Source organism: Pantoea sp. X-Soil-MYKO-1289, assembly GCF_059730625.1.
Map to the genome: position 1 here is coordinate 1,160,853 of NZ_AP036004.1, position 14,069 is coordinate 1,174,921.

Below are 14,069 nucleotides of genomic sequence, written 5' to 3' on the forward strand. Positions count from 1 at the left end.
CAGGCTATGCGCAGCAGGGCTTATCAATGCGTTAGTCGGTTTCTGCGGCAACAGAGGTCTGCGCGATAGCGCCGCGGCGGGAATGGGTGGTCAGGAAATAGAGATAGCCTGTCACCATAAAGCCAACAAACAGCGCGCCGATCTGCGGGTTAAACCACAGCATCGCGATCAAACAAATCACCGATCCACACAGGGCAATGCCAGGGATCAGCGGGTAACCCGGCGCGCGATAGCTGCGCGCCAGGGTTGGATCGGTGCGGCGTAGTTTAAACAGGCTCAGCATGCTCATGATGTACATGACGATGGCGCCAAACACCGACATGGTAATCATCGCGGCGGTCAGGCTCATGCCCTGAAAGCTGACGCCGTCAGAGAAAATCGCAAGGATGCCGACCGCGCCGCCCGCCAGAATCGCGCGGTGCGGCGTGTTAAAGCGCGACAGCTTCGCCAGCGACGGCGGCAAATAGCCTTCCCGCGCCAGCGCAAAGAACTGGCGAGAGTAGCCCATGATAATGCCGTGAAAACTGGCGATCAGACCGAATAAGCCAATCCATACCAGCATGTGCATCCAGCGCGAATCGTTGCCTACCAGCATTTTCATCGCCTGCGGCAGCGGATCGTTGATGCCGGAAAGGGTGCGCCAGTCGCCTGCGCCGCCCGCAAACACCATGACGCCAACCGCCAGCACCACCAGCGTTAAAATGCCGCTGATATAGGCGCGGGGAATAGTGCGACGTGGATCTTTGGCCTCTTCGGCCGCCATCGCGACGCCTTCGATGGCCAGGAAAAACCAGATGGCAAAAGGAATCGCGGCAAATATGCCGGACAGCGAGGCCAGCGAAAAGGTCTCCTGTCCCGCCCAGCCGTGAGCCACAAAGTTCGTCAGGCTGAAGCCTGGCGCCACCACGCCCATAAACACCAGCAGTTCAATCACCGCCAGCAGCGTGACCAGCAGCTCAAAGGTTGCCGCGATGCTGACGCCGATGATGTTGAGGCCCATAAAGATCAGGTAGGCGCAGACCGCGATAAGTTTGGGGTTCACTTCTGGAAACTGCACGTTGAGGTAGGCGCCTATCGCCATGGCGATGGCCGGGGGCGCGAAAACAAACTCGATTAAGGTGGCAATGCCCGCAATCAACCCACCGGTATCGCCGAAGGCGCGACGGCTGTAAGCAAAAGGCCCGCCTGCCTGCGGAATAGCGGTCGTCAGCTCGGTAAAGCTGAAGATAAAACAGGTGTACATGGCGGCGACAAACAGCGTCGTGACCAGAAAGCCCAGGGTACCCGCGGCGCCCCAGCCGTAACTCCAGCCAAAATACTCGCCCGATATAACCAGTCCCACGGCGATCCCCCAGAGTTGCAGGGTGCCCAGGGTGGGTTTCAGTTTTTCTTTCATCACTGCGTTCCCCGTCTGCGTAAAGTGAAAAAGCGATGCCTTAAAAGCTGACGGGTAGATGATGGACACAGCGCTAACAGAAAAACTTGACCGCAGAAAACAGAAACTCGTCGGTTGGGGTCAAGTCGCCCTGGGTCAGGCCGTCGTTACTCTGCTGAAGTCAATTTTTGCCTGCTCTCCTGTCAAGCGTGCAGGGAAGGTTCAGCGCCATGCTGAAGCCACACGCAGAGAGAGGGAGCCAGATATGAGCATTAAGCAATATGACACCTTGAGTAACGACGCCATTCTTCAGCTTGCCCATCAGGCATTGCAGGCCTATCCCGCCTGTCTGCACGCTGAGGTCAAACTGCTGTGCCGTTCCGAGAACGCGACCTTGTCTGTCGGCACGCCGCAGGGCCGCTATGCGTTGCGTATTCATCGGGGCGACTATCACGCGAAGCAGGATATTGAAAGCGAGCTTCACTGGCTGGACGCCCTGCAGGCCGCCGAGATCTGTGTGCCGGTTGCGGTCAGTGACGGGCAGGGCAACCGCATTCAGACGCTTCCCCTGCCTGATGGCGGCGAGCGATATGCGGTGCTGTTTCACTGGATAGAGGGCGATATGCTCACCGATGCGGTCGAGCCAGCGGCATTTCGCCAGTTAGGCCGCATCACCGCGCAGCTGCACCACCACAGCCGACGCTGGCACAAGCCGCAGGGGTTTCGCCGCATCGTCTGGGATCATCACTCCATGGTTTCTCCTGCTGGCCACTGGGGCGACTGGCGGGATGTCGCTGGCCTGGCGCGGTCGCAACACGCGGTCGTCGAAGAGACGCTGGCCCATGTGAGCCGCGAGATGGCAACATTTGGCCAGTCGCCCGATCGCTATGGTCTGATTCACGCCGACCTGCGGCTGACGAATCTGCTGGTTCACAAAGGCGAAACGCGGGTTATTGATTTTGATGACTGCGGAATGGGCTGGTACCTGCACGATCTTGCCGCTGCCATCAGCTTTGTCGAGCACCATCCCAGCGCCCCGCAGTGGGTGGAAAACTGGCTAAACGGCTATGAGCAGGTGGCGCACGTCAGCGATGAGGAGCTGGCAATGATCCCGTCTCTGCTGATACAACGCCGCATCCAGCTGACGGCCTGGGTGGCCTCCCATAGCGAAACGGAGATGGCCCGCAGCCTGGGCAGCGGTTGGGCCGACGACACGGTGCGCCTGTGCCATCGCTACCTCGAAGGCGCCCGTTTGCCGATTGGCGTTTAGCGCACTCTGACGGTGCCTGAATGGGTGATTGCAGTGCAATCTACGGTGAGGCGGCGCTAAGTCGCTGTTATCACGCGCCCGACGGCTGGTATGTTTTTTGCAGAAATAACTGATATTCAGTTTCAGGCGGAAAACATCATGACCAGCAGATTCCCAGAGGTAGCGCTCACAGCCTTGTCCGGGGCAGGAAGCCAGCACCGTGGCGTCCTCTCGGCCGCCGCGACCGGGCTGGGTGATTTCATTAACGCTCAGGGCGGCGATGTGGACCGCATTTTTGGCATCAGCGGCATCGATCCTGATACGCTCGCCTGCCCGACGCTGAGTCTGGATCTGGTGAATTACTGCCGGGTGCTGGAGGAAGCCGCCAGTCAGGCGGGCGTAGACAACTTCGGTTTGCAGTATGGCCATCAGTTCCGCCCGCAGTCTCTGGGACTGATCGGCTATATCGGCCTGTGTTCGGCCACGCTGGAGCAGGCGCTGCGCAACGTCGTGAATGCGTTTCCCTGGCATCAGCACAATACCTGTATTCGTCTGACGGAGCACGGTGATTGCTGGCAACTCGATTATCAGGTGCGTCACGGCGCGATTCTGCTGCGCCGCCAGGATGCAGAGCTAACTTTAGGCATGTTTCTTAACCTGATTCGCCACGCGGCAGGACGGCACTGGGCGCCGCGAGAAGTCCACTTTGAGCATCCGCGCCCCGAGCACTGGCATGAGCACTGTAAGGTCTTCGATGCGCCGGTCTATTTCGATCAGCCCTTCAACTCGATGATCGTGGCTAAAACGGATCTGAGCCGCAAAATGCCGGATCACGATCCCATGCTGCTGCTGGTAATGCAGGATGCGATCCGTCGGCTCAGCCCGCCGGCGGTCAATCAGGACACCGTTAATCAAACCCGTACCGACATTCACCTTCAGTTACTGAGCGGCGAACCTTCGCTGGAAATGATCGCCGAGAAACAGGGATTATCCGCCTGGTCGTTACAGCGGCGGCTGCGCGATGAGCAGACCTGTTTTTCCGCCCTGGTCGACAGCGTGCGCAAGGAAATGGCGACGCATTATCTGAAGCAACACCATCTGTCGGTGTCAGAGATGGCGCTGTTGCTGGGCTATTCTGAAGTCAGCGCCTTCTCCCGCGCGTTCCGGCGCTGGTTTGGCTGCAGCCCGCGCGACTGTCGTAAATCGCAAAGTAACGTTTTTCTTTGACTACGCCCCAGTCATTAGCCAGCCGGTAAAGCTATGCGGGGATAAAAATAACGCTTAAATCAAAGGAAGCGCGCGCAAAAATGGCCACGAATTAGCGGACATAATCAGCGTTACAGCAAATAAATTTAGCAATAAATGTTTTTCTCCCGCGAAAAGCGATCGCTCCCGCCTGAAAATCCACCGCCTTTAAAATAATCCTAAATACGCAAAGCCTGTGCTGAATAGCGCGTTATTGATTCAGGCATGCCTGGCGACCCAGGCTGCATCTTATTTAATCAAAATAAGATTTTACGTGCTGAATCATCTGATTGTTAAGAAGTGTCTGAAATATTAAAATTATAAAAATCATTGTATTGATTATTGTTTATACAAATCAGCGCTTATTATTAAAAATAATCTTAATGGCTCTCAAATATCCTTGCTTCCCATCTTGAGAACGCCTTTTTATTAATGGAGTTATTATCAGCATGGTGGCTTGCTACCCGCCTCGTCTTAAGCGTAAGCATGGACTTTATATTTTTTTATTTATTCACCCTGGACTGGCTGTCGGCAGCGCTATCGACTCCCGCAATGCGTCGCTAACGGTGAGGGAGAACGTTTATCGCGCCTTTCAGACGCAGCAGCAGCGTAGCGAAGAAAAGAGCCAGCAGGCGAGAGCGGGCGCGGGCGCTAAACTGGCGCAGATGCTCGGCCAGGATGCTTCAGCCGACCGGCTCGGCGCCGTTGGGGGCAGCATGGCCTCCGGCCTGTTTAGCTCCGCCGTGCAGCAAAGTCTCTCTTCTTTCGGCACCGCCCGCGCCAGACTCAATCTCAGCAGCGCGCATTTTGACGGCAGCGAATTCGATTTTTTATTTCCCCTCAACGAAAATCGCCGCCATCTGTTGTTTTCGCAGACAGGTATCAGGCGCATTGACAACAGAACGATGACCAATATCGGACTGGGTTATCGCTTCTGGCCCTCAGATAATACCCTGCTTGGCGCCAGCGTTTTTTATGACTATGACATTAGCCGTAAGCATAGGCGTCTGGGCACCGGTCTTGAATATGGCCGCGATTTTTTTCGCGTCTCTGCCAACGGATATTTCCGCCTGAGCGACTGGAAAAGGTCGCAGGATTTTACCGATTATCACGAGCGCGTCGCGAACGGATTTGATATCCGAACGGAGGCGTGGCTTCCCTCTTTACCTCAGCTGGGCGGCAAGCTCTCCTGGGCGCGTTATTATGGCGATCAGGTCGGCGTATTTGGCCCCGACGATCTGCAAAAGAACCCTCAGTTATTTACCGTTGGCGTCAGTTATACGCCCGTGCCGCTGGTGGGTATCTCAATGCAAAAAACGCTTAACGCGCGCGGCGGTCGAGATGAACTCTCGGTAGGACTTAACCTCTCCTGGCAGTTCGGAACGCCGCTTAAGACCCAGCTCGATCCCGACCGAGTCCGCTTTAACCGTACGCTGGCCGGATCCCGCTACGATCTGGTGGATCGAAACAACTTTATCGTTCTCGAATACAAAAAGGATCGTCTGTTTTCCATTGCCGCCAGCCAGAAGGTTTCGGGCATCGAAAGCAGCAAGCTGGCGCTCAACCTGAATATCTCATCACGCTATACCGTTACCGGAATTGGCTGGCAAGGCGATGATTTTTTCGCCGCAGGCGGCAGTGTCACGTATGAAAACGGCGGCTATCAGCTCTCTCTGCCCGAATGGCGAACCGTCGGCACCAATCGTTATCACCTGGAAGGACGCGCGGCAGATGAAAAGGGCAATCTCTCGGCACCGTTCCGCGTTGAAGTCGAGGTGCTGCCGATGAACGTCAAAATCTCGCTGGCCGGGGATCTCAAAGGGGAAGAGGGCCAGACCCTGGCGACAGGGCTCAATGTGCGCAGCGAGGAGAGCATCAGTAAAGTTGAGTGGAAGGCGCCCGCATTCCTCGCGGCTGGCGGTAAGTTTATTCAAACGCGGCCGGCAAAAGCCGATAGCCCGAGCCTCAACTATGAGGCGGTGCTGCCGCCCTATCGCGCTGACGGTGAAAACCGTTACGCAGTGGAAGTGACGGTAACCGACAGCGAGGGAAATATATCCAATACCGCTTCGGCAACTATCGTCGTAGAGCCGCGCTCCATCGTACTGGCGCTGCCGCAGCAGCTGTCGGGCGCTGAAGGCACACGCATCGCGCTGCCGCTAAAGGTAGAGTCAAAAGCGACCGTGACGCGGCTGGAGTGGGAAGCGCCGGAATTTATCGCCAGCGGAGGAAAAGTCGACATCGAAACAGATAAGCTGTGGCTGACGCTGCCGGCATGGTCGGATGGAGGAGCCAACCAGTATGCGATCACGGTTACTGCCGCTGACGATCAGAACCACCGCTCCTTGCCGGTGACGACCCGCATTTCGGTGGCCTCGGCCAGCATCAACATAGCGCTCGCCGATAGTCTGTCGGGTAAATCGGGCGATCAGGTTGTGGTGACGCCGCAGACCAGCGCCCAGGCGGGCATTGACCGAATCGAGTGGCAGGGCGACGCCTTTTTCAGCGCCGGGGGCAAAATTAGCCAGGATAGCGCAGCCAGCTATCGTTTCACGTTGCCCTTATGGAAAAAAGAGGGCAGTAACCGCTATACCCTGACCGCTATCGCCTGGGATAAACAGGGCCGTTCGTCAAAACCAGTAAGCCTGACTCTGGAGGTGCAACCCGTCAATATCGCAGTAACGGCGCCGGGCACGCTAACGGGAACCGAACAGCAGACGGTAGACGCATCGATTAGCGTAGTCTCTGAAGGCGCAACGGCGAGTGAGGTTCAGTTCAGCGCGGAAGCGTTTATCGCCGCAGGAGGAAAAATCACCGGAACCCTGCCGGACTTTCACTTCGTTATGCCTGAATGGCGGGCAACGGGGAATAACCACTACGCCATTATCATCACGGGTAAAGATGCGCTGGGGAATAGCAGCGAACCTGTGACCATGGCGGTTTCCGTCAGCCAGGCGCCGTTCGCCATCAGCGCCGATACCGCCGTAACCGGCCCCGAAAGCACTACCGTGGTGGTGACGCCGGAGGTGCAGAGCCTGTACGGCATTGCGCGCTATGAGATTGACGCTTCCGCTTTCAGGGCGGCGGGCGGCGTGATTAATGAGAAGGAGGGCACCTTTCGACTGACGCTGCCTGGCTTTGTGGTCGGCGGCGAAAATCGCTATCCCGTCAGGATTAGCGCGGTGGATAAAAAAGGCAACGTCTCCTCTCCGCTGGAGCTTAACGTTGTGGTGACCACCCACCTACTGGATGCCAGCGGGCAGTGCTCGGTCGTAGGAGGCGGCAGCGGCTATGCGCAGCAGATTGATAAAAACAGCGTGAATTATCAGGAAGCCCGGGATTACGCCACGCTGAAGAAACTGGTCGATGCCGGCACCGCTTATATCTACATTCCCGGCGACGTCGAGATTGAGCTGCCGGTCCAGCAAAACGCGCTGTTTGTCAAAAGCGGAACCACCATTTTCAGCGATCGCGGCCTGAACGGCAGCGACGGAGCGCGCCTCAGCATTCCCTATATAAGCGAGCTGACAAATGAATTCCCCATTATCGCGATGGACAGCAACACGCGTATCTCGGGCCTTCGCTATGAAGGGCCCTATAAAGGCACCGTCACCAATAATGCCACTATCGGTATTCAGACCGTGCCGGGCAGCCACAATGTCGAAGTGGACAATATGGAGATGTGGGGCTGGCCATGGGCGGCGGTAAGCGTGAAAACAGCCACCGACGTACGCGTCCATCACAGCTACATTCACGACAATATCAAATCGGGACTCGGCTATGGGGTAGTGACGCAAAATGGCAACGCGACTGCGGAAGTCGCCTGTAACGTCTTCAACAGTAACCGGCATTCGATTGCCGGAAACGGCCGATCGGGTGAGGGCTATGCGGCGCATCATAATCTGGTGCTTAACGGCGGCGAACTTGGGGCTTATCATCAGTTTGATATGCACCTGTACCAGCCAGAAGGCATTGCCGGCGCGTTTATGGAGGTGACGCAAAACTGGTTCGACTACGGACGCTTCGGCACGAATAATCGCTCTTCAATCGGCGTACGAGGACAGCCCGAGCGCGGGCCAATTACCGTTACGGATAACTGGTTCAGCCAGCCGTGGAAAAACGGGACTCAGTACGCCGTCGCGGGAGAATATGGTACCTGGGTGCCGACCGTAGACGCTATTCTGGCCACCAATCAGTTCAGCGTTAAATTCAACTATCTCGATAAAGGCAATAACCAGTGCGTCCTTGACTGGTTGAATAACAGTCAGGGCGTTAACTGTACAGGAGTAGGCTTCTGATTCAGCAGCGCCGCATATTTTATGCGGCGCTGCTGCGTTAAGCATCTCGCCCTCACCGTCTCTTTCTCTTTGATGCCTCTTTATTATCCAGCCTGGTTTAAACGCTTTTTCCCGCGAAGTTATTATTGCGATATAATTAATTATCTTGAGTGACTAAACGGAGGAATACTCATAAAGGAGTAGTTGTGGTCACCAGAAAATATCTCCATTCCCTGAAGGTGCGTCGCAAGATTAATAATGCTTCAGGTTAAATGGATCGCAAGTTTTGATTCAGATTAATTATGCAGAAATAGTGCTGTTTTGCTGAATTTGATCCAGAGTCATGTTTTTGCATCTTTTTGTTTTTTAATGGTTTTAAGGTTGTTTTTTGAGGCTGCTAATGTGCAAAATAGGGTGGGTTGTAAAATTAAATTTATTTGTGTATGCGCGTTTATAGCAGAGATTAAAGAATTGTCCTGACTATTCCTAAATTACATTGGTTAAGATAATATTTAAGAAACTTCTGCGTTTGATTTAAATATATGATTTTATTGTTATATTTTTTATTCTTAGAGTTTTTAACCAAGATATTAAAATATTTGGATAAATTATCTATGGTTAGATTTTTGTAAAAACTAGCCGCCGGGAGGTAACATTTTGTTTTCATTTAGGGTTTAAGTCTGCCATTTCCATAAAGACAGCTTATTGTGTTCTGTTTTTGTTATTTTTTGGTTTTTATTTTTTATAAAATTGTCTCATTGTCACACTTTCTTCATTGAAATAATATTTTTAACGTATCAGGTGGCTGTGAGCTTATTTCACCCACATACGGAAAAGGTGTCATAGATATGGGATAGTTACCCCCTAAGGAGTCATTATGCCTTTTGTCTCTGACAAGGTTCTCTATGGATACAATATATTCCAGAGTCTGGAATACCGAATTTCTACCAGAACGCTAATTAATATTAAAAATGGGCGCATAAAAAGATTTGGAGCAACGAAGGCCAGGCTATTCGAATATTTACTTGCCGGAATGGATACCGGCGTGGTGTACGATAATGACATTATTGTGCATGTTTTTGAAGATTACGGCCTGCGCTGCTCGAAATCATATTTGCTCTCCATGATAAAGAAAATTCAGTTCGCATTTAATAGTGTGGGATTTGAACGATACCCCTTTTTAAGGCTGAATGGAAAAGCCTACAAAGTAGAGAAAGATGTTCTGGAACGCGTATATGTTGTCAAAACCTCGCCTTAGTTAAGTGTTGTGTGTATTACAAAAGGAATAGACGTTGACGACAGTACTGGTATTTACTCGTAATTTTGCTATCCGACAAGCGATAACGTCGCTCTCTGCTAAAGACAGGCAGGTATATTTTTTCGATAATCGGCTGGAGTTTTTAGTCTGCGCGACGGTGTTTGATAAACCCTGCGTTCTTATCGACACCCTACATGAGTGCGGAGAAAATATTCGCTGGATTTACTCACGTCTTAGCGCCCGGGGAGGAATAAAGAATATTTATTTTATTGCGCCTGAGGAGATAGCCGAAAATAATTATTTGAAACTATTTTGGCTGGTGACCACCATCAAGGAACTCCATCAGGTATGCGATCAGGCTTCCAGATATCCGGTGGTAGGCAAATCTTACGGATTGAAAGAGGCGTTATGTCATCAGCTGTCTGTCATGTTATCAAAAGATCATATGAGGTTTCTCAAGGCGATTTATGACCCGATAAATAGTCACTATGTTTGCGAAAATAAGAGTGATATTAACAAAATGCTTTACTTAAGAAAGCGACTTTCTCTTGGCACCAGCCTGGAGATGAAGCAGTTAATAGCGCTTTTAACGTCGAGTCGACTTTAAAAATAAGGTTTCACCAGTTTCTTTTTCAGGCGCTCGCGCTGCCTGTTTTGTTACGCCAGGGTTTTTTATTTCAGTTTTTAAATATATTCAAAGTGAATTTTGTTGCCTGACTTTTCTTTTTTCTGCGTCGAGATGTTATCGCTGCAGATATATTCAATACGGAGGATATAGACCTATGCAAAAAAAGTTAACTTTTGCCATTCGCAACGTGCTGGCGGCGGCAGTCGTAACGGGCAGCGCATTCGCAGCGCATGCGGCCGACGGCACCATTAATTTCACCGGAGAGATTCTGGATTCGGCCTGCACTGTTGATACCAGTACCTCCACCCAGACCGTTAACCTGGGCAAGATCCCTAAAAGCTCTTTCACTGGGGTCGGCCAGGTCGCCGCCGCAACGCGTTTTAGCATTGTGCTGAATAACTGTCCCGCAGCGGTAACCTCTGCCTCCGTAAAGTTTGATGGTACGGCAGACGCGAACGATGCTGACATTCTGGCGTTAAGCAGCGGTCAGACGGCGCAGGGGGTGGGTGTCGCGCTCTATGAAGAAGATGGCGTCACGCCTGTTCCGCTGGCCACCCAGTCTAAAAGCCTGACGCTGGATACCTCTTCCGCAGGGTCGCCCGCCGTCGCGGCAAACAGCAACACCATGACGTTTGTGGCCAAATATAAAGCCACTAAGGCGACGGTTGTTGCCGGTACCGCGAACGCGACGTCAGATTTCACCATCACCTATCAGTAATACCCAGGGCGTGCCTGCGCACGCCCGTCTCTCTCCTGATGGCATTTTGGAGCTAATAAATGAGCCTGTTCATTCGCGCTATTTTTTTGCTTGCGGCGTCTTTTTTTACTCTTACTGCACAGGCCAGCATTACCGTTGGCGGCACGCGTTTAATTTATAACGGCGCGGAAAAAGAAGCATCCATTTCAGTCACCAACAGTAAAAACTCCGTTCCCTATCTTATTCAGTCATGGGTTGAACTGGATGAAAAATCCTCCGAGAAAGTGCCTTTTATCGTTACTCCGCCGCTGTTTCGTCTGGATGGCGGACATGAGAACACTCTCAGGGTTATTTATACCGGTGAAAAACCGCTGCCGAATAATCGTGAATCCGTATTCTGGCTGAATGTTAAATCCATTCCTGCTATGGAGAAATCAGAGCAAAACCGGCTGCTTATCGCCGTTAAAACGCGGATAAAGCTTTTCTACCGTCCCGCAGAATTGAAAACGGATAGCGCGAACGAGGCGTGGAGAAAGTTAAGTTTTAAGCAAAACGGAAGTCAGATGGTGATAGCTAATCCCACTCCCTATTTTATCTCGCTCTACGCCTTAACGGTGGGGGGAAAGCGTATTAAACAGCCGCCTATGATTGCACCTTTTGCGTCGGTGACAATTTCTGGCAGCGGGCGAGAGGTGGCCTGGAAAGCCATAAATGATTTTGGTGGCGTCACGGAAGAAGCACGCCAGGCGTTACCCTAATCCACAAACAGTATTAGCCATGTCACCCGAGCAGGAAAGCAAAGTGAAGACTGTTTTTGATACCCGATATTTATTTTCCTCAGGCATGCGGCCTTATACGGTTGCCCGGTTTTCCGCAATCGCGTTGTTTATTTCCGCCGTCTCTCCCGCAAGAGCGGGTGAGCTCTATTTTATGGCGGATGCGCTTGAAAAAACGAGTTCAGCGGCAAAAAGCATCGACCTCAGCCGTTTTGAACGGGGAGAACAATTACCCGGAACCTATCGGGTTCAAATATGGCTTAATCATGAGTATGTCTGCACAGATAATGTCTCTTTTGTGGCCATTAATGGTCTGGGGCTGTCGCCTGAGCTTAATCGATCGATGCTGGAGAAGCTTGGCGTCCGAATCAGCGCCTTTTCGGAATTAGCTGCGCTTCCGGCGAACACCATTATTACCAACCCAGGCGATTTTATCCCTGATGCGAAGGCGAGTCTGAATTTCGATAAGCAAAGGCTGGATATCTCTATTCCTCAGTCTGCGCTGGAAACCCGCGTGCGTGGAAGGGTCGATCCCGCTCGTTGGGATCAGGGAATTCCCGCCACGTTGTTAAATTACAGCTTTAATGGCGCTCGCAACTGGACAAAGCAGGGAGAGACGCAAGATCAGTTTTACCTTAATTTGCAGAGCGGGCTCAATTTCGGCCCGTGGCGCCTGCGTAATTACAGCACCGCCACGAAAAGCAGCGGCAAGCATGCCTTTTCTTCTCTGAGTACCACCCTGAGTCGCGATATCCAGTTTTTAAAAGGACAGTTCCAGATAGGTGAAACCAGCACGCCCGGAGATATCTTCGACAGCATTCTGTTTCGCGGCATGCAAATCTACTCTGACGACACAATGCTGCCTGAAAGCATGCGCGGCTTTGCGCCGGTGATCCGCGGTATTGCGCGTACTAATGCCATGGTCACCGTAAAACAGAATGGCTATACGATTTATCAAACCTATGTTGCGCCGGGAAGTTTTGCGATCCGCGATCTCTATCCAACCTCTGCGAGTGGCGACCTTGAGGTGACCGTAACCGAGGCTGATGGAAGCGAGCAGCGTTTCGTTCAGCCCTTTTCAGCGGTGCCCGTTATGCTGCGGGAAGGGCGCATAAAATATGCCCTGAGCGGAGGCGAATATCGTACGACGAAAAAAGCGGCGCAAACGCCCACGTTTGGCATGGGGACGCTGGCCTATGGCGTATCGAATCATCTGACGCTCTACGCGGGAGGGCTGGGCGCGGATAACTACCTTTCCGGCGTCGTCGGGGCTGGCGTGAGTTTTGGCGAACTCGGCTCGCTCTCTGCGGATATAACGCTGGCGGACAGTAAGCTGGATGAGGAGAAAACCACCCGCAGCAGGGGACAATCCTACCGGCTACAGTACTCCAAAACGGTCACCACAACCGATACCACCGTTACGCTGGCCAGCTATCGTTACTCAACGCAGGGGTTTTATACCTTTCAGGAGGTGAACGAATACGCCACCCAGCGTTACAACAAACGTAGCCGCCTGCAGCTTAATCTGAACCAGTCGCTGTCAAGCTGGGGCAGTTTTTATATCAGCGCCTACCAGCAGGACTACTGGCGACGAGCAGGCTACGAGCGCAGCATCAGCACGGGCTTCAATACCAGTTTTAACGATATTAGCTACTCGCTGGGCTACACCTATAGCGAAACGCCAGGCTATGAAAAAAAAGATCAGATACTCGCTTTCAGCATGCAGGTGCCGCTCAGCAAATGGCTGCCTCAAAGCTGGGTCAGCTACAGCGTAAACGCACAAAAAAACGGCCCGGAAACGCATCAGGTTGGTCTGAGCGGAACGGCGCTTGCTGATAATAACCTGAGCTACTCACTGCAGCAGGGCTACACCTCGTCGGGCGGTGAAGCCAGAAGCTCGGTAAGCGGCACCTATAAAGGCGGCTACGGCACCCTGAGCGCCGGCTATAACCGTAGTCGGGAAAATAGCCAGGTTAACCTCGGTCTGCAGGGCGGCATTCTCGTTCATGAAAACGGCGTGACCTTCTCGCAGCCGCCGGGCGACACCGTGGCGCTGGTTCAGGCCAAAGGCGTGTCAGGCCTGAAGATCCGTAATAACCCAGGGGTCAAAACCGACTGGCGGGGATATGCGGTCGTCCCCTACGTCAGCGCTTATCAGGAAAACGCTATCGCGATTGATACCCGCTCGCTGGGGCCTGAAACCGATATTACGGAATCGGTCGTCAGCGTGGTGCCCACTCGCGGCGCCGTTGTGCGCGCCTCGTTCAAGGTGGCAACAGGCTATCGCGCGCTGGTTAAGCTGCTTTTCAATCATAAACCCGTGCCCTTTGGCGCTGTCGTTAAGATGCGCGACAGCGACATGATGAGCATCGTCGGCAACGAAGGAGAGGTTTATCTAAGCGGACTGAATAATGGCGATCGCGTTTCCGTGAGGTGGGGAGAGGCATCCTGCCAGGCGAAAATAAACTTTAAGCCTCGGCCAGGCGCTATTCAACGCGCCACGGCGACCTGCAGTTGATCATCAACGCATCGCGCAGTGAAACAGTCGCCGGGCATCTCCTTTT

General features: G+C 53.0%; 9 protein-coding genes. 8 read left to right on the forward strand and 1 reads right to left on the reverse strand.

Annotation, left to right across the window (positions count from 1 at the left end):
* Positions 1-31: 31 nt before the first annotated feature.
* Positions 32-1,396 (reverse strand): ethanolamine permease, encoded by a 1,365-nt coding sequence (gene eat, locus AC6I7Z_RS05535; RefSeq protein ID WP_497813435.1) that lies wholly within the window; start codon positions 1,394-1,396, stop codon positions 32-34.
* Between the two features lie 244 nt (positions 1,397-1,640).
* Between eat and AC6I7Z_RS05540 the strand changes: the two genes are divergently transcribed.
* The 8 genes from AC6I7Z_RS05540 (at position 1,641) to AC6I7Z_RS05575 (ending at position 14,023) form a co-directional block, all read left to right on the forward strand.
* Positions 1,641-2,645 (forward strand): phosphotransferase enzyme family protein, encoded by a 1,005-nt coding sequence (locus tag AC6I7Z_RS05540; protein ID WP_497813436.1) that lies wholly within the window; start codon positions 1,641-1,643, stop codon positions 2,643-2,645.
* A 138-nt stretch (positions 2,646-2,783) separates the two neighbouring features.
* Positions 2,784-3,851: an AraC-like transcriptional regulator QhpR gene (gene qhpR / locus AC6I7Z_RS05545; RefSeq protein ID WP_497813437.1), complete on the forward strand. Its 1,068-nt coding sequence runs from the start codon at positions 2,784-2,786 to the stop codon at positions 3,849-3,851.
* A 584-nt stretch (positions 3,852-4,435) separates the two neighbouring features.
* On the forward strand, positions 4,436-8,167 hold the full coding sequence (locus AC6I7Z_RS05550) for an inverse autotransporter beta domain-containing protein (RefSeq protein ID WP_497813438.1): 3,732 nt from the start codon (positions 4,436-4,438) through the stop codon (positions 8,165-8,167).
* Positions 8,168-9,023: 856 nt separating this feature from the next.
* Positions 9,024-9,404, forward strand: coding sequence for a hypothetical protein (locus AC6I7Z_RS05555; protein ID WP_497813439.1), 381 nt, complete (start codon positions 9,024-9,026; stop codon positions 9,402-9,404).
* Between the two features lie 34 nt (positions 9,405-9,438).
* Positions 9,439-10,011, forward strand: coding sequence for a hypothetical protein (locus AC6I7Z_RS05560; protein WP_497813440.1), 573 nt, complete (start codon positions 9,439-9,441; stop codon positions 10,009-10,011).
* Between the two features lie 175 nt (positions 10,012-10,186).
* Positions 10,187-10,750 (forward strand): fimbrial protein, encoded by a 564-nt coding sequence (locus tag AC6I7Z_RS05565; protein ID WP_497813441.1) that lies wholly within the window; start codon positions 10,187-10,189, stop codon positions 10,748-10,750.
* A gap of 59 nt (positions 10,751-10,809) precedes the next feature.
* The gene (locus AC6I7Z_RS05570; protein WP_497813442.1) at positions 10,810-11,487 is read left to right on the forward strand and encodes a fimbrial biogenesis chaperone; all 678 of its coding nucleotides are present in this window, start codon (positions 10,810-10,812) and stop codon (positions 11,485-11,487) included.
* A complete protein-coding gene (locus AC6I7Z_RS05575; RefSeq protein ID WP_497813443.1) occupies positions 11,441-14,023 on the forward strand; it encodes a fimbria/pilus outer membrane usher protein in 2,583 nt (860 codons plus the stop codon). Before AC6I7Z_RS05570 ends, AC6I7Z_RS05575 begins: the two co-directional genes overlap by 47 nt.
* Positions 14,024-14,069: the final 46 nt, after the last annotated feature.